Source organism: Natronomonas sp. EA1 (genome assembly GCF_051195035.1).
Classification (GTDB): domain Archaea; phylum Halobacteriota; class Halobacteria; order Halobacteriales; family Haloarculaceae; genus JBNTJV01.
In genome coordinates, this window is sequence record NZ_JBNTJV010000001.1 from 832,310 (window position 1) to 851,189 (window position 18,880).

General features: G+C 68.2%; 17 protein-coding genes. 11 read left to right on the top strand and 6 right to left on the bottom strand.

Annotated features, from left to right (window positions below):
• Positions 1-15: 15 nt before the first annotated feature.
• Entirely contained in the window at positions 16-465 is a 450-nt protein-coding gene (locus ACQUQR_RS04530) for a universal stress protein (protein ID WP_435195094.1), read from the top strand.
• Here ACQUQR_RS04530 and ACQUQR_RS04535 read toward each other — a convergent pair whose 3' ends face one another.
• The 3 genes from ACQUQR_RS04535 to glpA are packed head-to-tail and all read right to left on the bottom strand — an operon-like array spanning position 466 to position 4,694.
• On the bottom strand, positions 466-1,782 hold the full coding sequence (locus ACQUQR_RS04535; RefSeq protein WP_435195095.1) for an anaerobic glycerol-3-phosphate dehydrogenase subunit C: 1,317 nt from the start codon (positions 1,780-1,782) through the stop codon (positions 466-468).
• A gap of 1 nt (position 1,783) precedes the next feature.
• A complete protein-coding gene (gene glpB, locus ACQUQR_RS04540; RefSeq protein WP_435195097.1) occupies positions 1,784-3,022 on the bottom strand; it encodes a glycerol-3-phosphate dehydrogenase subunit GlpB in 1,239 nt (412 codons plus the stop codon).
• Entirely contained in the window at positions 3,012-4,694 is a 1,683-nt protein-coding gene (gene glpA, locus ACQUQR_RS04545) for an anaerobic glycerol-3-phosphate dehydrogenase subunit GlpA (protein WP_435195099.1), read from the bottom strand. Before glpA ends, glpB begins: the two co-directional genes overlap by 11 nt.
• Positions 4,695-4,905: 211 nt before the next feature.
• Here glpA and glpK point away from each other — a divergent pair, with 211 nt between their 5' ends.
• The gene (gene glpK, locus ACQUQR_RS04550) at positions 4,906-6,435 is read left to right on the top strand and encodes a glycerol kinase GlpK (protein WP_435195101.1); all 1,530 of its coding nucleotides are present in this window, start codon (positions 4,906-4,908) and stop codon (positions 6,433-6,435) included.
• Positions 6,436-7,569 (top strand): Cdc6/Cdc18 family protein, encoded by a 1,134-nt coding sequence (locus ACQUQR_RS04555; RefSeq protein WP_435195103.1) that lies wholly within the window; start codon positions 6,436-6,438, stop codon positions 7,567-7,569.
• Here the strand turns inward: ACQUQR_RS04555 and ACQUQR_RS04560 are convergent.
• On the bottom strand, positions 7,566-8,531 hold the full coding sequence (locus ACQUQR_RS04560; protein ID WP_435195105.1) for an ROK family protein: 966 nt from the start codon (positions 8,529-8,531) through the stop codon (positions 7,566-7,568). The two genes, ACQUQR_RS04555 and ACQUQR_RS04560, sit on opposite strands and share 4 nt — an antisense overlap.
• Positions 8,532-8,629: 98 nt before the next feature.
• On the opposite strand from ACQUQR_RS04560, the gene mgsA reads away from it, so the two are divergent.
• A complete protein-coding gene (gene mgsA / locus ACQUQR_RS04565) occupies positions 8,630-8,992 on the top strand; it encodes a methylglyoxal synthase (RefSeq protein WP_435195106.1) in 363 nt (120 codons plus the stop codon).
• Here the strand turns inward: mgsA and ACQUQR_RS04570 are convergent, their stop codons facing one another.
• Positions 8,993-9,916: a hypothetical protein gene (locus ACQUQR_RS04570; RefSeq protein WP_435195108.1), complete on the bottom strand. Its 924-nt coding sequence runs from the start codon at positions 9,914-9,916 to the stop codon at positions 8,993-8,995.
• Positions 9,917-10,003: 87 nt separating this feature from the next.
• Between ACQUQR_RS04570 and ACQUQR_RS04575 the strand changes: the two genes are divergently transcribed.
• The 7 genes from ACQUQR_RS04575 to ACQUQR_RS04605 all read left to right on the top strand — a co-directional run bounded on the left by ACQUQR_RS04575 (position 10,004) and on the right by ACQUQR_RS04605 (position 17,104).
• A complete protein-coding gene (locus ACQUQR_RS04575; RefSeq protein ID WP_435195502.1) occupies positions 10,004-10,981 on the top strand; it encodes an aldo/keto reductase in 978 nt (325 codons plus the stop codon).
• Between the two features lie 41 nt (positions 10,982-11,022).
• Complete coding sequence (locus tag ACQUQR_RS04580; RefSeq protein ID WP_435195110.1) at positions 11,023-12,129, top strand: TrmB family transcriptional regulator sugar-binding domain-containing protein; 1,107 nt, start codon at positions 11,023-11,025, stop codon at positions 12,127-12,129.
• 157 nt (positions 12,130-12,286) lie between these two features.
• Positions 12,287-13,750: an extracellular solute-binding protein gene (locus ACQUQR_RS04585; protein ID WP_435195503.1), complete on the top strand. Its 1,464-nt coding sequence runs from the start codon at positions 12,287-12,289 to the stop codon at positions 13,748-13,750.
• Positions 13,751-13,802: 52 nt separating this feature from the next.
• Positions 13,803-14,810 carry a carbohydrate ABC transporter permease gene (locus ACQUQR_RS04590; protein WP_435195111.1) on the top strand — a complete coding sequence of 336 codons (1,008 nt, stop codon included), beginning with the start codon at positions 13,803-13,805 and terminating at the stop codon, positions 14,808-14,810.
• The gene (locus tag ACQUQR_RS04595; protein ID WP_435195112.1) at positions 14,807-15,715 is read left to right on the top strand and encodes a carbohydrate ABC transporter permease; all 909 of its coding nucleotides are present in this window, start codon (positions 14,807-14,809) and stop codon (positions 15,713-15,715) included. The genes ACQUQR_RS04590 and ACQUQR_RS04595 overlap by 4 nt, the downstream gene beginning before the upstream one ends.
• 4 nt (positions 15,716-15,719) lie before the next feature.
• The gene (locus ACQUQR_RS04600) at positions 15,720-16,904 is read left to right on the top strand and encodes an ABC transporter ATP-binding protein (RefSeq protein ID WP_435195114.1); all 1,185 of its coding nucleotides are present in this window, start codon (positions 15,720-15,722) and stop codon (positions 16,902-16,904) included.
• A 2-nt stretch (positions 16,905-16,906) separates the two neighbouring features.
• The gene (locus tag ACQUQR_RS04605) at positions 16,907-17,104 is read left to right on the top strand and encodes a hypothetical protein (RefSeq protein ID WP_435195116.1); all 198 of its coding nucleotides are present in this window, start codon (positions 16,907-16,909) and stop codon (positions 17,102-17,104) included.
• Here the strand turns inward: ACQUQR_RS04605 and pyk are convergent.
• On the bottom strand, positions 17,101-18,843 hold the full coding sequence (pyk, locus tag ACQUQR_RS04610) for a pyruvate kinase (protein WP_435195117.1): 1,743 nt from the start codon (positions 18,841-18,843) through the stop codon (positions 17,101-17,103). The two genes, ACQUQR_RS04605 and pyk, sit on opposite strands and share 4 nt — an antisense overlap.
• Between the last annotated feature and the right edge of the window lie 37 nt (positions 18,844-18,880).

Genomic DNA, 18,880 nt, shown 5'->3' on the forward strand with positions numbered 1-18,880 from the left:
CGAGTATTGCCGGGTATGGGTCTCGAGAATGTCCTCGTCGCCGTCGGCGAAGGGGACGAAGACCGGATCGAATCGCTCGCGCGGACAGCCATCGACATCGCCGGCCCCGCCGGTGCCACGGTCGAGCTGTTGCACGTCTTCTCGAAGGACGCCTACGGGGACCTCCGGGAGAAACTGGAGTTCGACCCCGACTCGGAGGTCACGCCCGACGACGTGGCGAAACGTCACACCACCATCCGTGAGTTCGGCGACATGCTGACCGAGGCCGGCGTGGAGTTCACCTGGCACGGCCGCGTCGGGGAGAAAGAGGAGGAGGTCGTCGACTTCGCCGAGGACGCCGGTGTCGACCTCCTCATCGTCGGCGGCCGCAAGCGCTCGCCCACCGGGAAGGCCGTCTTCGGGTCGACGGCGCAGGCCATCATGCTGAACGCCCCCTGCCCGGTCACGTTCGTCCGCAGCGACTGATCACTCGACGACCGCAGCCTCGAGCAGCTCCAGCGGGTGCCGGATGTCGTAGCCCGTCCCGTGTTCCATCTGCATCGCGCAGGTGGGACACTCCGTCATCCCGGTTTCGCCCTCCGCGGAGTCCATGTGGTCGAACATCTCCTCGCCGATCTTCATGGAGGTCTCGTAGTTCTCCGCCTTCCAGCCGTAGGTCCCCGAGATGCCGGAACAGGAGTCGCCCACGTCCTCGATGGCCATCCCGTCCACCTCGCCGAAGAGTTCGACCGCCTGCCGGTCGAGCCCCTGATTCCGCGCGTGACACGGCGCGTGGTAGGCGATATCCTCGAACGCCACCTCGGCGGCAGCGACGTCCTCACGCACCGACTCGTGGATACGCAGGTACTCGAGCGCCTCGTAGGTGTGCGCGGCCACCCGCTCGGTGTCGGAGAACTGGAACAGCTCCGGGTACTCCTGTCTGAGCGCCATCGAACAGGAGGTACAGGAGGCGACGATGTCGTACCCCTCGTCGATGAGGTCCGAGAGCGTGTCGACGTTGAACTTCGCCGCGCGTTTCGCGTCCTCCAGCATCCCGTTGGCGAACATCGGCGTGCCGGAGCAGCGCTGGTCGGGGACGACGACCTCGTAGCCGTAGTGTTCGAACACCCGGACCATCGCCTTCGCCACCTCCGGGGTGTTGTAGTTCGCGTAGTCGCCGTGGAAGTAGGCGACGCGCTTCTCCTCGCTTTGAACATTGGCTCCCCCCCGCTCTGCTCGCGCCTCCCGCGCTCGCTCTTTCGAGGCGGCTGCGCCGCCTCGCTGCGCCCACCACTCCGTGAACGGCTCCCTCGCGAATTCGGGGAACTCCCGTTCGCTCGTGATGCCCAGCAGTTTCTCGTTGGCCCACTGGGTCACCCGCGAGCCCATCACGAGGTTCGTGAGCCGCGGCACCTTCGAGCCGATGCGGGCGAGCGTGCCGTAGTTCGCGAGGATGCGGTTGCGCCAGTATTCGCGCGACAGTTTGCTCATGTGCTCCGCGACGTACTCCCCGCGTGCCGTGTTGTGCATCTCCGAGAGTGGCACGTCGGAGGGGCAGGCCCCGTCACACCGCATGCAGTTCGAACACTTCATCACCGACTCGTCGATGTCGGTGTCCTCCTGGCGTTTGAGCCGCCACTGCTCCGGCCCCTGGAACTTCGGGCCGGGGAACTCGTCGTCCACCTCCGCGACGGGACACGACACGTCGCACGCGGAGCACTTGTAACACGAATCGGCACCGTCGCGGAGGTCGATCTCCTCGCCGGTGAACACGTCGATCAGTCCGTCGTCTGTCTTGCTCATTTCAGATCAGCTCCCCCGCTCGCTGCCCGGCCACGTAGCCGGTCGCGAGCGAGACACCGCTTCCCGATTTCTCGGCCGCGATATCCGCCCCGCCGACCACGCCGCCCGCGGCCCGCAGGTTCTCGTACTCCACTTCGCCCTCGCCGTCGAGGGGGCGCGCGTCCGCGTCGATACCCACGCCGAAGCGGGCGAACGGGTGGTCGCCGTACGCCCCGTCCGCGAACCACTCGTACCGGTTCTCGGGGTGCGCGACGTGACAGCCGAACACCGGCTCCCGGACGACCTCGCGCGTGGAGTCGATGCCCTTCCCGACGAGCCCGCCCGTGGCGAGCACGTACTGGCTCGCGGCGTAGGGGACCCGCGTGTGGGTGTGCTCGGCGACGACCTGCTCGATCTCTCCTTCTGCGGCATCGAAATCCACCACGGGGTTCCCCGTCTCGACCGCGACGCCTTCGGCATCCAGCGCCTCGTACAGCCGCTCCTGCAGGCGCAACCCGAGCAGCGAGGGTGGTCCCATCGGAATCTCGAACACCGTCGCCCCGAGGTGGGATTCGAGCGCCGCCCGGACCTCGCTCGCGTGGTCCTGGCCGAGGACGGCCGGGAACCCCACGCGCGCCGCCCCGTCGAGGTGGGGTTTCACGCGCTCGGCCAGCTCCCGGCGCACGGAGGGCTCCTCGTCGAGCAGTTTCGCGAACCGCGTCACCTTCGCGTCGTCCCGGAGGTCGCCGGGGAACGCGACGGTCGCGCCCGACACGTCGAAGGGAACGCCCGCGCGCTCCAGGTGGGCGGCCGCGAGCGGCGCGTCGAGGTCGGGTTCGGCCTCGAATCCGACGAGCAGCGTCTTCTCATCTCTACTCGCCAGCCCGGATGCGACCGAGTCCGGGTAGCGCGCCGTGGGTTTCACCGACCCGACGTGGGTGGGGACGAGCGCGTTCGCGTCCGTGTGGCCACCCCGATACTCGGCCACGGAGTCGAACAGCGCGAGCCCCTCGCGGAGGGTGTCGGCTCCCAGGATGCGGTACGGGTGTGTCTCGGGAAGCCCCTCGATGGCGTCGTACGGGTCGGCGACGAACGCCCCGTCCACGACCCCGAGTGCGTCGACCAGCCCGGAGGCGAGTCGGAGGGAGGACTCCTTCTTCGAGAGGAGTCGCACGCGTGCGCCCTCACGTGCGGCGGCGAGCGCGGCGGTCACGCCCGCGAGCCCACCGCCGACGACGAGCACGTCGTCCTCAATCGCCATCGGCCACCTCCGCGCCCGCGTCGAACGCGCCCCAGTCCACGTCTCTCTCGACCGGGTCCGCGTCCCGGTTCATCGTCGTCGCCTGCAGCGTGTAGTTGAGCGCGGCCTGCGAGAGCTGTTCGCCCCACAGCGCGTGGCGCTCGCCCTTCCAGCGCTCCTCGACGAGTTCGGAGAGCGCGTCGTCGACGACCACCTCGTCGTGGGAGGGGTAGAGCTCGCTCGCGATGCGGTGACAGCAGAAGCCGCCCTGGCAGTTCCCCATCGAGGCTCTCGTACGGAGGCGGACGGCGTTGAGGTCCGTCCCGGACTGCTCGATGGCGTCCTGCACCTCGGCGCGGGTGACGGCCTCACACGAACAGAGCACGGGGTTCGGGTCCGCCTTCGAGAGCACGTCCTCGGTGCGGGAACCGAGCCGCTGGGTCGAGCGCCGGGCGACCGGTGACCGGAGGCCGAACCGCTCCATCGCCGCGTCGAGGTCACCGGGGTGTTCGCTCCCGGGGAGCGGTTCCTCGGCCGTGCGGCACTCGGCGTCGACGCCCAGCAGCTCACAGACGTGGTCGGTGATGGACTCGGCCATCATCCGGTAGGTGGTGAGCTTCCCGCCGACGATGCTCGTCATGCCGGGGAGGTCGTCGCGTTCCGCGTGGTCGAGCAGGAAGAAGTCCCGCGTGATGTCCGTGGGGTCCTCGCTGCCGGTCTCCGGGGGTTCATAGAGGGGGCGGACGCCCCAGAACGAGCGCACCGTCCGGGCGTCTTCGAGCATCGGTACGAGCTCCGAGAGGGTGTCGATCATCAGGTCGACCTCCCACTCCTCCTCGGGGTAGTCCTCCGGGTCCGAGACCTCCTCGTCGGTGGTGCCGAGGATGCAGGCCGTCTCGTGGGGGACGATGATGTCCGCATCCCCTTTCGGACGGCAGCGGTTCACGACCGTGTCGACCTGCCGGGTGTTCATCACGGTCATCACACCCTTCGAGGGCCGGACCGCGATGTCGACGCCGGCCATCTCCCCGATTCGGCCGGCCCACGCGCCGGTCGCGTTGACGACGTAGTCGGCCTCGATGCGCTCCGTCTCGCCCGGGGTTCGGTGGGTGCGCTTCCCCGGCCCGGAGTCGTGTTCCACCTCGACGCCGACGACTTCGCCGTCCTGAACGAGAATATCGGTGACCTCCGCGTGGGTCTCGATGCGCGCGCCGTGTCGCTCCGCGTCGACGGCGTTCGCGACACACAGCCGGAACGGGTCGATGGCCGCGTCCGGGACTCGGATGGCCTTCTCGATGTCGTCGGCGAGATGTGGCTCCATCGCGCGGGCCTCCGCTGCCGTGAGCACTTCGGCGGGGATGTCGCAGTCGCGACAGCCCTGCAGCTTCTGTTGGAAGTACGCCTCGGAGTCCTCGGGGCGTTTGACGAACAGGCCTCCGGTCTCCTCGACGCAGTGGCTCGCGATCTCCCGGAGGACGCGGTTCTCCTCGATACACTCTCTCGCCGACTTCTGGTCGGAGACGGCGTAGCGCCCCCCGGAGTGGAGCAGGCCGTGCATCCGTCCCGTGGTCCCGTGGGTGAGGTTCCCCTTCTCGACGAGGACCGCGTCGAGCCCGCGCATCGCCAGATCGCGGACGATGCCCGTGCCCGTCGAGCCCCCACCGATGACCACGACGGTTGGTGTCGATGCCATTCGGTTGGGGGAGTGTGTGCGCCCCACCCACTTGGATGTTTCCGACCGGCAGTAACGATTTCTTGCTGGACGCTCCTCGCCCTCCTCGGTTGATACGCTCGAAACGGCGAATATCGAGGGGGGTCACGGGTAAGATTTAATTGGGCGTCGTGGGATGTGCCACGCAGACGTGAACCACCAGTAAAGAATTGGTGGCCACGAGGTGACACACATGGAAGACAGCTACGTCGGCGCGATCGACCAGGGGACGACCGGAACGCGGTTCATGGTGTTCGACCACGCGGGGGAGGTCGTGGCGAACGCCTACGAGACGCACGAACAGTACTACCCGGAGCCGGGGTGGGTCGAACACGACCCCCACGAGATCTGGGAGAACACCAAGACGGTGGTGACGCGCGCGCTCGCCGAGGCGGGCATCGAGGCCCAGCAGCTCGCGGCGCTCGGGATCACGAACCAGCGCGAGACGACCCTGCTGTGGGATGCGGCCACCGACGAACCCGTCCACAACGCGCTCGTCTGGCAGGACCGGCGCACCACGGAGCGCATCGAACAGCTGGAGGCGGCGGGGAAGACGGACTGGGTCCGCGAGCGCACCGGCCTCGAACCGGACGCCTACTTCTCCGCGACGAAGGCGGAGTGGCTGCTCGACAACGCCGACCCCATCAAGCTCCAGCGCACCCGGCCCGAGGACATCCGCGACCGCGCGGAGGAGGGGGAGCTCATGTTCGGCACCATCGACGCCTGGCTCATCTACAAGCTCACCGGCGAGCACGTCACGGACGTCACGAACGCCTCGCGGACGATGCTGTTCGACATCCACGAGCTGGAGTGGGACCCCGAGCTCCTCGAGGAGTTCCGGGTCCCCGAGGCCATCCTCCCCGAGGTGCGCCCCTCCAGCGACGACGCGTTCTACGGGACGACGGACCCCGAGGGGTTCCTCGGTGCGGAGGTCCCCGTCGCGGGCGCGCTCGGCGATCAGCAGGCCGCGCTGTTCGGCCAGACCTGCTTCGACGAGGGGGACGCGAAGAACACCTACGGCACCGGCTCGTTCTTCCTCATGAACACCGGCGACGAGGCGGTGACGAGCGACCACGGCCTGCTCACGACGGTGGGGTTCCAGCGCTCGGGCGAGCCAGCCCAGTACGCGCTCGAGGGGTCCATCTTCGTCACCGGCGCCGCCATCGAATGGCTCGAAGACATCTCGCTCATCGAGAACCCAGCGGAGACCGAGGAGCTCGCCCGCGCCGTCGACTCCACGGACGGCGTCTATCTGGTCCCCGCGTTCACCGGGCTGGGAGCCCCCCACTGGGATGGGCGCGCGCGCGGGACCATCGTCGGGATGACCCGCGGCACCCGCCGGGAGCACATCGTTCGCGCCACTCTCGAATCCATCGCCTACCAGACCCGCGATGTGGCCGAGGCGATGGAGGCCGACTCCGGCATCGAGATGGCCTCCCTGCGCGTGGACGGTGGCGCGGTGAAGAACAACTTCCTCTGTCAGCTCCAGGCGGACATCATCGGCACCGAGATCACCCGCCCTGAGGTCGACGAGACGACGGCGCTCGGCGCCGCCTACGCCGCCGGCCTCGCCGTGGGCTACTGGGCCGACCTCGACGAACTCCGCGCGAACTGGCAGGAAGACCGGCAGTTCGCCCCCGAGATGTCGCCCGAGCAGGCCGACCGGCAGCACGAGCGCTGGCACGACGCGGTCGACCGCTCGCTCGACTGGGCGCGCGAGTAGATGGACCTCGCGGCGCGCATCCGGCGACGCCAGCGCTCGTCGAGCGGGGCTCCCCTCGTCGTGAACGAGGACGCACTCTCCCCGGTCGCACACCTCGACGAGCCGGTGGGACGGGGACCGCTCGTGGAGCGCCTGCTCGACCACCTCGCGCCCGCGCTGGACGGGCGGCTCCCCGAGAACGCCGTGCTCTCCGGCCCCCCCGGCTCGGGGAAGTCGGCGGTCGTCACCGCACTCGTCGCCGAACTCGACCGGCTCGTCACGGGGTCGGCGTCGGCCATCTACACGACGACCCGCGCGCAGGCGCCGTCCGCCCCCGCGTTCGTCTACGTGGACGCCCGCCACGCGCGAAGCGAGTTCGGGCTGGTCCACGCCGTGCTCGACTCGCTCCTTGCAGACTCAGTGCCGGCCGACGGCGTGGGAACGGCGACGCTCCGCGACCGGCTTCGGGAGCGCGTCGCCACGGACCAGGCCGTCGTCGCGGTCGACCACGTGGGTGAGCCGGGGGGGCCCGACCTCGACGCGGTCGCCGCGGCGCTCGACGTCCCGGGTGTTGCCTGGCTCGCCGTCGGCCGCGAGGGGGACGAGACGCTCGCAGAGATCGAGGTCCAGCCGTACGACCGCGCGGGGCTCCTCGATCTCCTGACGGAGCGCGTCTCCCAGGGGGTGGGGGACGGCGCGACCCACGACCAGCTCGCACGGGTCGCCGACTGGGCGGACGGGGACGCCCACGACGCGCTCGCCGCGTGGTTCGCGGCGGCCGACCGCGCCCGGGCTGCGGGCGCGAGCCGCATCACCGACGCGACGCTGGACCAGGGGATGGCCGACGTGCCGCGCCCCGGCGTGCCGCTCGGTCGCGTGCTGACACTCCCGCCGCGCAGGCTGGCGGTGCTGCGCGGGCTCGTCGCCCTCGACGAGGCGAACCGTGAATCCGTCTCCATCGCGAGCGTGGCCATCGCCGACCGGGTGGCGCTCTCGGCGTCGACGGTCGAGCGGTTCCTCTACGAGCTCGCGGAGGACGGTATCATCGAACGGGTTCCGGGGACCCGGACGGAGGGGGCGGGTCGCCCGCCGAGCCGGCTGACGCCGCGCTTTTCGACGCGGGTATTCCGGGCGTTCGCGGGGCAGGAGGATTAACGCAGGTGGCGCCGGTCGCCGGTGCCCTGCGTCATGGCGCTGGCGAGCGCCCCACGCACCACGACGTCGTCGCCGAGTGTGGTGAGCTGCACGTCCGGGATGTTCGACATCACCATCTCGGGGAGCTTCTCGCGGATGGGCGCTAACACGCGGTCGGTGTTGTGGAGGGCGACGGCGCCACCGACGTAGACGACGATGGGGGCGTAGGCGTGGACGATGTTGGCGACGCCCATCGCGTTCCAGTGGGCGAGCTGGTCGACGACGTGGGAGGCGAACGGGTCGCTCCCGGCGTGTTCGAACACGTCCGCGGCGGAGAAGTCGGGGTCGTCGAGCGGGACGGCGGTCTCGACGGGGTCCTCGCCGTGGAGGTGTTCGGCGTAGCGCGGGATGTTGTTCCCGGAGCAGTACGCCTCCCAGTGACCGTCGTGGCCACAGCCACAGCGGAGCTCGCCCTGCGGGTCGAGGGTCATATGCCCCACCTCGCCGGCGTTGCCGTCCCAGCCGGAGAGCACGGAGCCGTCGACACAGACCCCCGCACCGATCCCCGAGGAGATGGTGAGATACACCATGTCGTCCGGGTTGCGGTCGCTGTGAAAGCGCTCGCCGATGACCCCGGCGTTGGTGTCGTTGTGGAGGTAGACCCGTTCGGAGCCGATGAGGTTCTCGACCGGCCCCACGAGCGGGATGGTGTCGATGGTGTCCGGGAGGTTCGCGGGGTCCTCCACGGTGCCGGCGCGGAGGTCCAGCGGGCCGATGGCCCCGATGCCGGCCGCCCTCACGTGGTCGGGGTCGACACCCGCGTCCGCGCAGGCGGCCCGGAGGGCACCGAGGACGGCCTCGGTGACTGCGATACCCGTCGGCCCCGCCGGGGTGCTCCGGCGGTCGCTCCCGACGATGGTCCCCTCGTCGTCACCGACGACCGCACGGATGTTCGTCGCCCCGAGGTCCACACCGGCGTACATGTCTCATCCAGCGGACGGCCCCCACTTAACGTCATAGATTCACTCGCGTCCGAGTACCTCGCCCGAACGTTGACGGTGGGGGGCATCGGAGTGAGAGCATGCGCATCGCACTCATCGCACACGACGCGAAGAAGGACGACCTCGTCGCCTTCGCCGACCGCCATCGGGAGACGCTCGCGCGGTTCGACCTCATCGCGACGGGGACCACTGGCAAACGGCTCCGGGAGGCGACCGGGCTCACGGTCGAACGGAAGGCGTCGGGACCGCTCGGGGGTGACCTCCAGATCGGCGCGGAGGTCGCAGAGGGCAGCTGTGAGGCCGTCGTCTTCCTGCGGGACCCGCACACCGCACAGCCGCACGAGCCGGACATCTCCGCGCTGCTCCGCATCTGTGACGTCCACGATGTCCCGCTGGCGACGAACCTCGCCAGCGCCGAACACCTGCTGGCGGGCGAACGGTAGCTACTCCTCGAAGACGTACACCCAGCGCTGGCACTCGGGACACGAGAGCACGTCCTCCGGCACCTCGCTCGTCCGCGTGTAGCCGCCACAGCAGGAGGCCGTCGTCGCCTCCACGAGTTCCGTGCCGCAGTCGGGACAGTCGACGAGGAACATCCGGAGGGGGCCGGCCGCGGCCCGCCGGAGCGCGGGGTCGTCGAGCCACTCCGAGAGCGCGTCGACCGCGGCGGCCTCGGCGATGGCGACGGGCCGGGTGAGCCACGTCTCCCCCTCGAAGGTGTCGCTCCCGTCGGCGCAGATGACCCACGCCCCCTCCTCGTTCGAGAAGGCGGTGACCTTGGCGGCGTGCGCGACCTCCCGGACCGCGTCGGCCAGCGCCTCGATATCCTGGGCCGCGAGCTCGTCCATTCGCGCCTCCCACGCCTCGGCGAACGCGGGGGCCAACTCGAGTGCCTCCCCCTCGACGGTGACGACGCCCGCCTCGACGAGCACGCCCAGGAGCTCCTCGCCGTCGGGGGCGTCCTCGTCGGCGAGCCCACCGGCCTGCTCGGGGTCGGGCGTCTCCCGGTCCTCGGAGGCGTCGTCCGGGGTCTCCTCGGTCGCCGGCGTCTCGTCGGGCTCTCCCCCCCGGTCGACCGCCGGCCCCTGCGTGATCCCTGCTGCGGGCGGCTCGTCGTGGAACCACGCGTCGGGGAGCGGCGAGGCGGCCACGAGCTTCGGGGCGATGGTGGGGGTGCCGGGGACGACGTACCCCCGGAGGGCGACCAGCGCGAGGCCGACGACCCCGACGAGGAGGCCGAGTCCCTTCCGCTTGCGGCCAGTGACGATGGCGGCGAGGGCGACGAGGGCGACGTTCACGACGGTACACGGCCAACAGCGCCGGTCCCCGGTGTGTTCCGGCCGGCGCAGGTCGTCGAGCAGTGACATTGTCCGCGGTTCCCACCGCGCGGGCAAGAGGGTTCCGCCGTCAGCCGGCAGGCCTTTTTGCTCCCCGTCCATCGCGGCGGTATGGACATGGAGTACACACGACTCGGTTCGACCGGGCTGGAGGTCTCACGGCTCTGTCTCGGCTGTATGAACTTCGGAAGCGGCGAACCGTGGATGGTGAACGACGAGGTGGCGAGCCACGAGATTCTCGACGACGCGCTCGATGCCGGCATCAACTTCCTCGACACTGCGAACGTCTACTCACAGGGAGAGAGCGAGCGCATCGTCGGCGACGCCATCGCGGGGCGCGACCGCTCGGAGCTCGTCGTCGCGACGAAGGTGTACTTCGGGATGGGCGACGGCCCGAACCAGTCCGGGCTCTCCCGGAAGCACATCATCGACCAGTGTCACGCCTCGCTCGACCGGCTGGGGACGGACTACATCGACCTCTATCAGATCCACCGGTTCGACGACGAGGTCCCCCTCTCGGAGACGCTCGCGGCGCTCGACCACCTCGTCGAGGAGGGGCTCGTCCGCTACGTCGGCGCGAGCACGATGCCCGCCTGGAAGTTCACGAAGGCGCTGTATCAGGCCGACGCGGAGAACCACGCGCGGTTCGTCTCGATGCAGCCGGAGTACAACGCCGTGGACCGCCACGAGGAGGCGAACGTCCTCCCGGCCTGCGAGGCGGAGGGCGTGGGCGTCGTCCCGTGGTCGCCGCTCGCGGGCGGGTTCCTCGCCGGGAAGTACGACCGCGACGCGGAGCCGGAGTCGGGACGCGCCGCGGAGGACGAGTACACCGCCGCGCGGTTCACCGACGAGAACTGGAAGGTGCTGGACGCCATCGAGGCCATCGCCGAGACGAAGGACGCCACGCCCGCGCAGGTGAGCCTCGCGTGGCTGCTCCACCAGGACGTGGTCGACGCACCCATCATCGGCCCGCGGACGCGCGACCAGCTCGACGACAGCCTCGGCGCGCTCGATATTTCGCTGTCGGAGACGGAACTGGAGCGCATCGAGGCACCCGTCACGCCGCGGTGGCCCGCCCCGGGGAAGGACACCTGAACCGGCGCGGGATTTAGATACTCGGACTGCCTCGGAGAGCTATGGAGAAAGCGGAGTTGGCTGCCACGCTGGAGACTGCGGGCCTGCCGCCGTACCAGGCCGCAGCGTACGTCGCCCTGTTGGACCTCGGTGCCGCCTCCGCGACGGCCATCGCCGAGGCGAGTGAGGTCCCGAAACCCCGCATCTACGACGTGCTCGAGGGACTGGAGAGTCACGGCTACATCGAGACGTACGAGACGGACAGTCTCCACGCGCGGGCGCACAGCCCCGCGGCCGTCCTGGAGGACCTCCGCGACCGAGCGAACCAGTTCGAGACGGCCGCCGAGGAGGTCGAAGACCGGTGGGAACAGCCGAAACTCGAGAGCAACCGGACGAGCATCGTCACGCGGTTCCAGACGGTTCTCGAGCGCGCGCGGACGTTCATCGAGGACGCGGAGTACCAGATCCAGCTGTCGGTGACGCCGGAGGACTTCGAGGCGCTCCGTCCCCAGCTCGTCGACGCCCACCAGCGGGGCGTCTCGACGCGCGTCTCGGTGCACACGGACGGCGACACCGAACCCCTCGCGCCCGAGGCCTTCGAAGGCGCCACACTGGAGGTCCGCCACCGGGCGCTGCCCGCGCCGTTCGTCGCGCTCGTCGACCGGGAGAAGACCTGTTTCTCACACCACCCGGACTCCCACGAGCAGTACGGCGTGCTCGTCAACGACCGGACGCACACCTTCGTCTTCCACTGGTACTTCCTCACCTGCCTGTGGGAGAACTGGCCGACCGTCTACAGCGACTACGGGGACTCGTTCCCCGTCACCTACGTCGACGTACGCCAGTGCGTGCGCGACCTGAAATCGCTCGTGGACGAGGGAGCCACCCCACGGGTCCACATCGAGGGGTTCGAGGTCAACTCCGGCGACGACGTCTCCGTGCGGGGGACGCTCGACCGCGCGCAGTTCTCCGGGGTCCCCGAGTCACAGGACCCGGTCGAACGGCTCTCCGGGCAGGTCACGCTCACCGTCACCACCGACGAGGGGGAGACGATCACCGTCGGGGGATGGGGAGCCATGCTGGAGGACGTGGAGGCGACTCGGGTCACCGTCCTCTCCGTTCCCACGACGGACGCGACGGCCGAGAGCGACCTGTTCAAGCGACCGTAGCCGGTTTCGTGGGATGTGTTGGCAGTCTACAAAATTATTTACAACAGCTGTTGTAAATCCACTAGATATTTTAGAGTCGGGCCGTTAGACTCCGCCGGATATGTCAGAGCGTGGCAAGCGTAACGGCGGCTCCGGGCGCATCTCGCGTCGCCGGTTCGTGAAAGCAGCAAGTACGTCGGGTATCGCAGTCGGCCTCGCCGGCTGTACCGGCGGCGGCGGGAACAACGGCGGCGGCAACAACGGTGGCGGTGGGAGCGAGGATACGCCCATCAGCACCGAGGCTCCGGAAGAGGAGGTCACGATTCAGATCGCGGCCGACTCCAACTTCAAGGGCGCTTCGGACGCCATCATCAAGACGCTCCGTGAGGACGGGGGGCTCCCGGACAACATCAACATCGAGTTCCTCGCGGGGTCGTTCACGACGGGCGACCGCCGCGCGAAGTACCAGCAGATCCTCTCCGCAGGGCAGGAGAAGCCGACCGTCCTGATGATGGACAACGGGTGGACGATCCCGTTCATCGCCCGCGGGCAGCTCGCGAACCTCTCGCAGGTGCTCCCGAACTCCATCACGGAGACGGTGAAGAACGACTACCTCTCCAACATGGTCTCGACCGCACAGGGGTCGAACGGTGACCTCTACGGCATCCCCCTGTTCGCGGACTTCCCGACCATCCAGTACCGCAAGGACCTGCTCCGGCAGGCCGGCTACTCCGACTCCGACTTCGACACGTGGGCGACGGAGCCGATGACCTGGTCCGAGTTCTCGCAGGTCGTCAAACAGGGGATGGAGGAGACCGGCAAGACCGGCTTCACCTGGCAGGGTGCGGCCTACGAGGGGCTCTCCTGCTGTGACTTCGTCGAGTTCATGGGCTCGCACGGCGGCTCCTACTTCGGCGCGTTCGACAACTACTTCGGTCCCATCGGCGACCGCCCCATCACCGTCGACAGCGAGAACACTATCAACGCCGTGCGGATGATGCGGTCGTTCATCTACGGCGAGGGGAACGACCCCGAGGCACTCAACGGGATCAAGAACATCTCGCCGGAGGCCGTCGTCCAGTACAAAGAGGAGTCCTCGCGCAAGCCGTTCACCAACGGCAACGTCATCGCCCACCGCAACTGGCCCTACTCCATCAACATCAACGGGGCGGAGGACGTCTTCGGCGAGGACCTCGGCGTGATGCCCATCCCGTATGCGGTCTCCCAGAGCGAGTCCCAGTACGAGACCATCGGCGGGTCCACCTCCGCGCTCGGTGGCTGGCATCTCACGCTCAACCCCAACGCGACCGACGCGCGCAAGCAGGCCGCCGTCCAGCTGTTCAAGGCGCTCCAGAACGACGCCGTCCGGCTCCGCATGTTCGAGATCGGTGGCTGGATCCCGCCGATCCCGGACCTCATCGCGACCGAGCGCACGCGCAAACTCAATGTCATCGGCCGCTACGTCGACAGCCTGCAGGTCGCCGGTGAGAACGCACTCCCGCGTCCCGTCACGGTCGTCTGGCCGCAGGAGTCCACCCAGATCGCCAAGGAGGTCAACGCCAGCATCCGTCAGGAGAAAACGCCCACCAAGGCGATGTCGGACCTGAAGAAGTCGCTTCAGGCGATCGAGGACTCGGCGTAACACCGGGCGGCAACACACTTATTATTCATATAGACATGCGTTACCAAGTATCATGAGCACAGAACAGCAAACGGGGAGGTTTGGCTCCGGCGGCGACGGGGGTATCTACACGAACACCGTCCGCTGGATGGAGAACCTCTCCGAGACACAGTACGCGTACTTGCTTTTGACTCCGGTCGTTCTCCTGTTGGGAGCGATCGCGTTCTGGCCGCTCATCTCGACGTTCCGGCTGTCGCTGTTCGCCGACAGCCTCGGGCGGGCCGGGGTCGGCGAGTTCGTCGCGATCGAGAACTACGTGGCGATCCTCACCGGACAACGGACGGCGCTGCTCCCATCGCCGTTCCTGCCACAGAGCCTGACCGTCAACGCACTGTTCAACAGCGCGCTCGCGGTCACGCTCATCTTCACCGTCATCAGCGTCTTCTTCGAGACGATACTCGGATTCGTCCAGGCGCTCGTCTTAGACCAGGAGTTCCGGGGGCGCCGGTGGGTCCGGGTCGCGATCATCCTGCCGTGGGCGATCCCCATCGTCGTGCAGGGGATGATCTTCTTCCTGATGTTCCAGCCGAACATCGGGTTCCTGGTGGGGACGGCCGACAATCCGGCGATCCTCAACCAGCTCGGGCTCATCTCGACGACGCCGCTCGCGAACGCCCAGGACGCGACGATGATCGTCATCGTCGCCGACGTCTGGAAGACGACGGCGTTCATGGCACTGCTCATCCTCGCGGGGATGCAGTCCATCGACCGGAACCTCTACGACGTGGCGAAGGTCGCGGGCGCCTCTCCGTGGCAGCGGTTCAAGCTCATCACGCTGCCCATCATCCTGCCGACGGTGATGGTCGCGATGCTGTTCCGCACCATCCAGGCGATGCGCATCTACGGGCTCATCGAGACCGTGGCGGGCTGTACGACCGTGCCATCGTTGTCGTGTCTCGTCGTGACGACGTTCAACAACCGGATGCTCGGCTCCTCGGCGACCATCGCGTTCATCACGGCCGCCATCATCGGAGTCGTCGTCTCCGTCTACATCGTGGGTTACGCCCGTGGTGACGTATGAGCGGCGAGGGCGAGCTGAAACGCGGCCCGCTCCAGCGGTGGGTTTCGAAGACCATCGAGGACCCACAGCGGGCCTACCGGGCGATGTTCTACGTCGCTACGGTGTTCTTCCTGTTCACCACGCTGTTCCCGTTCTACTGGCTTCTGGTGCTCGCCATCACGCCGGAGAACGCGGGGCAGATCGGCCTCGTCCCGAAGGGGGCGAACTTCGAGGTGTTCCGGGAGGTGTTCGTGAAGATCGACTTCCTCAGATACATGTTCAACAGCATCTTCCTCGCGTTGACCACGACGGTCATCGTGTTGCTGTTGGCGAGCCTCGCCGGCTACGTCTTCGGCCGCCTCGAGTTCCCGGGGCGCACGCCGATGATGCTCATCGTGCTGGCGATCAGCTACTTCCCCCCGGCGGCGTTCTTCGTGCCGCTGTACCGGCTGTTCACCGGGAACGTCTTCCCGTGGCTCAGTCTCTACAACACGCCCGGCGCGATGATCCTGCCGTTCAGCGCGCTGTTCTTGCCGCTGTCCATCTTCATCCTGACGACGTTCTACGGCCAGATTCCCGACGGCCTGGAGGACGCGGCACGGGTAGAAGGGACCACGCGGCTCGGCGCGCTGTTCCGCGTCATCGTCCCGCTGTCGGCCCCCGGGGTCGCCACCGCGGGCGTCCTGACGTTCATCGCGGTGTACAACGAGTTCTTCTTCAGCCAGTTGATGAACAACGGGCAACCGGAGAACTGGGCACCCATCGTGGGTGGGCTCTTGAACCTGCAGCGGGCGGGGCAGTTCGAGATCACCTACGGTATCATGGCGGCCGGCAGCATCATCGCGGTGCTCCCCGTCGCCATCCTCGTGGTAGTGGCACAGGAAAAGATCGTGAGCGGCCTCACCTCGGGCGCACTCAAGGAGTAGAACAATGGCATCAGTCACACTCAAAGACGTAGTCAAACAGTACGATGACGTAACGGCGGTCGACAACATGAACCTCGATATCAGGGACGGCGAGTTCGTCTGTCTCGTCGGTCCATCGGGGTGCGGGAAGTCCACGACGATGGAGACCATCGCGGGGCTGACGATGCCCACCTCGGGCACCGTCCACATCGGTGAGCGGGACGTGACGAACCTCCCGCCGAAGGACCGGGGGATCGCGATGGTGTTCCAGAACATCGCGCTGTTCCCCCACATGGACGTGTACGACAACATCTCCTTCGGGCTCCGGCTTCGGAACTACGAGAAGGAGGAGATCGACCGGCGCGTCGAACGCGCGGCGGACACCGTCCAGCTCCACGGGATGTTGGACCGGATGCCCGACGAGATGTCCGGCGGGCAGCGACAGCGCGTCGCCATCGCCCGCGCCATCGTCCGCGAGCCGGACGTGTTCCTGATGGACGAGCCGCTGGCCAACCTCGACGCCAAGCTCCGCGTCCACATGCGGACGGAGCTCCAGCGGCTCCACAAGGAGCTGGACACGACCATCATCTACGTCACGCACGACCAGGCGGAGGCGATGACGATGAGTGACAGAATCGCGGTCATCGACTCCGGCGAACTCCAGCAGATCGACCCGCCGCTCGTCTGTTACAACGAGCCCGCGAACCTGTTCGTCGCGGGGTTCATCGGCTCACCGTCGATGAACTTCGTCCCCGGTGCGGCCACGGCGACCGGCTTCCACTCCAACGACGGCCAGATCGAGATCGACTTCGAGCCGAGCGACGTGGGCGTCACCCCCGATCAGAACGTGACGGTCGGCATCCGCCCGGAGGACGTCTACCCGGCCGAGCAGGCCGACTCGCTCGCGAACCCGACGAAGCCCATCTCCGTCACGACGGACGTGCTGGAGCCGATGGGTGACGAGATCTTCGTCTACCTGCTCACCGAGGAGGACGCGGAGGTCGACATCGACGACCCGAACGCGTCCGGCCAGCTCCTGATGAGCGTCGAGCCGGACTCCACCATCGCGGAGGACGAGGAGATGGAGGTCGTCCTCGACCGCTCGAAGGTCCACCTGTTCGACAGCGAGACGGAACAGGCGCTCGAACACGGCATCGTCGAGACGACGGGCGGGGCGGCGGACAGCGCCCGCGCGCACACGGACGACTGACCATGGTCGATCCGCTCACGTACTTCGCCGCGGGTTCGCTGCTGTTCGGGTTCTGGGCGTACGGGCTCGTCTCGTTCGCCCTGGACGTGAAGAACAAGTTCATCCCGCTGGTGCGGGAGTACCGCCGTGAGCGTCAGGAGAAACAGACACAGGAACGCCGCGAACAGGAGCGCGAAGAGCGCGAGCGGCAGCTGCTTTAATCTCGCGTTCCGACCGTCTCCTCGTAGACGACGCCCCGCTGGGCGTCGACGGTCACCGCATCGCCGTTCTCGATCTCCCGTGGGAGCACCGCGTCACCGACCATCGGAACCCCGAGCTCGCGGGCCATCATCGCCACGTAGCTCGTCATGCCGGCGCGCGCGTCGATGATGCCCGCCACCTTCTCCACCTCGCCGGTGAACTCGTCGTCGAACGCTGGCGGGATGACGAGGATGGCTCCCTCGGGAACGCCCGTGATGTCGCCGCTCTCGATTCTGTACACTGGGCCGGAGGCGTAGCCGTCGACGACGGTGCGTCCGGAGGCGAGGATCTCGGCGGCGACGTGGACCTTCAGCATGTTCGTCGTGTCGACGCCCTCGAGTTCGGTCATCATCCCGGCGAGCGCGACCACGGTGTCGCCGCTCTCCGCGACGCCCGCGTCGAGGGCGGCCTGCACGGCGCTGTTGATGACTCTATCGGCGGTGTTCTCGCGCATCGGGACGTACTTCGGGACGACGCCACCGGAGAGCGCGAGTTTCCGGCGCACGCGGTCGCTCGTCGTGGAGCCGAGGATGGGGACCCGTGGGAGGTACTTCGCCGCCTTCAGGACGGTGTAGCCCGACTCGGAGGCGGCGACGATGGCCGTCGCGTCCACGTCGCGTGCGAGGAAGCGCGCCGAGCGCGCGAGCGCGTCGGTCTTCGAGCCGTCGGTGGTGGGGACGCGCTGTTCGCGCTGTTCGTCGTACTCCTCGCTCTCCTCGATGTCGCGGACGATGCGGTCCATCGTCTCGACGACGCGCACGGGGTGGTCGCCGACCGCGGTCTCGGCGGAGAGCATGACGGCGTCCGTCCCGTCGAGGACGGCGTTGGCCACGTCCGTCGCCTCCGCGCGGGTGGGCCGCCGCTCGTGGACCATCGAGTCCAGCATCTCCGTGGCGGTGATGACGGGGACGCCCGCGTTCCGGCACTTTCGGATGATGCGCTTCTGGATGAGCGGTACTTCTTCGAGGGGGCACTCCACGCCCAGGTCGCCGCGGGCGACCATCACGCCGTAGGCGGCGTCGATGATGCCGTCGAGGTTCTCCACGGCGTCGGCCCGCTCGATCTTCGCGATGACGGGGATGTCGGCACCCCGTTCCTCCAGGGCTTCGCTGATGGTGTAGACGTCGGCCGCGTCGCGGACGAAGGAGGCGGCGACGAAATCCACCCCGGCCTCGGCGGCGAGGTCGAGCTCCGCCTCGTCGCTCTCGGTGATGACGTCGAGGCCCAAATCGACGCCCGGGACGTTCACGCCCTTCCGGCCGGAGAGGGGGCCCCCGTCGAGGATGGTCGCGCGGACCCCGTCGTCGACCGAGACGACCTCGGTCTCGATGCGGCCGTCGTCCAGGAGGACCCGGTCGCCCGGCTCCACGCCGTCGAGCGACAGCGAGAGCCCGACCTCCTCGGGGGTCGCGGTCTCGCCTTTCACGAAGCGGACCTCCTCGCCCGTGTGGAGCTCGATGGGCTCCGCTAAGGGTGCGGTGCGTATCTCCGGTCCCGGCAGGTCGTGCAGGACGGCGACGGTGCTGTCGGAGGCGGCGTCGGCCTCCCTGACGTGTCGGATGGTCGCCTCACGGTCGGCGGTGGTGCCGTGGCTCGCGTTCAGGCGAGCGACGGACATCCCGGCGTCGACGAGCTCGCGGATGGTGTCGGGGTCGTTAGAGGCCGGGCCGAGCGTACAGACGATTTTTGCGTTGCGCATGAATGAAAGAGAGTTCTGGGTCCGACCCCTTGAGTGT

Excerpts from the sequence above, each read along its gene's own strand:
- glpK (WP_435195101.1), top strand. The coding sequence starts at position 4,906 with ATGGAAGACAGCTACGTCGGCGCGATCGACCAGGGGACGACCGGAACG.
- ACQUQR_RS04580 (WP_435195110.1), top strand. The coding sequence starts at position 11,023 with ATGGAGAAAGCGGAGTTGGCTGCCACGCTGGAGACTGCGGGCCTGCCG.
- ACQUQR_RS04605 (WP_435195116.1), top strand. The coding sequence starts at position 16,907 with ATGGTCGATCCGCTCACGTACTTCGCCGCGGGTTCGCTGCTGTTCGGG.
- ACQUQR_RS04595 (WP_435195112.1), top strand. The coding sequence starts at position 14,807 with ATGAGCGGCGAGGGCGAGCTGAAACGCGGCCCGCTCCAGCGGTGGGTT.
- ACQUQR_RS04560 (WP_435195105.1), bottom strand. The coding sequence starts at position 8,531 with ATGTACGCCGGTGTGGACCTCGGGGCGACGAACATCCGTGCGGTCGTC.
- ACQUQR_RS04590 (WP_435195111.1), top strand. The coding sequence starts at position 13,803 with ATGAGCACAGAACAGCAAACGGGGAGGTTTGGCTCCGGCGGCGACGGG.
- ACQUQR_RS04555 (WP_435195103.1), top strand. The coding sequence starts at position 6,436 with ATGGACCTCGCGGCGCGCATCCGGCGACGCCAGCGCTCGTCGAGCGGG.
- glpB (WP_435195097.1), bottom strand. The coding sequence starts at position 3,022 with ATGGCGATTGAGGACGACGTGCTCGTCGTCGGCGGTGGGCTCGCGGGC.
- mgsA (WP_435195106.1), top strand. The coding sequence starts at position 8,630 with ATGCGCATCGCACTCATCGCACACGACGCGAAGAAGGACGACCTCGTC.
- ACQUQR_RS04600 (WP_435195114.1), top strand. The coding sequence starts at position 15,720 with ATGGCATCAGTCACACTCAAAGACGTAGTCAAACAGTACGATGACGTA.
- ACQUQR_RS04570 (WP_435195108.1), bottom strand. The coding sequence starts at position 9,916 with ATGTCACTGCTCGACGACCTGCGCCGGCCGGAACACACCGGGGACCGG.
- pyk (WP_435195117.1), bottom strand. The coding sequence starts at position 18,843 with ATGCGCAACGCAAAAATCGTCTGTACGCTCGGCCCGGCCTCTAACGAC.
- glpA (WP_435195099.1), bottom strand. The coding sequence starts at position 4,694 with ATGGCATCGACACCAACCGTCGTGGTCATCGGTGGGGGCTCGACGGGC.
- ACQUQR_RS04575 (WP_435195502.1), top strand. The coding sequence starts at position 10,004 with ATGGAGTACACACGACTCGGTTCGACCGGGCTGGAGGTCTCACGGCTC.
- ACQUQR_RS04535 (WP_435195095.1), bottom strand. The coding sequence starts at position 1,782 with ATGAGCAAGACAGACGACGGACTGATCGACGTGTTCACCGGCGAGGAG.
- ACQUQR_RS04530 (WP_435195094.1), top strand. The coding sequence starts at position 16 with ATGGGTCTCGAGAATGTCCTCGTCGCCGTCGGCGAAGGGGACGAAGAC.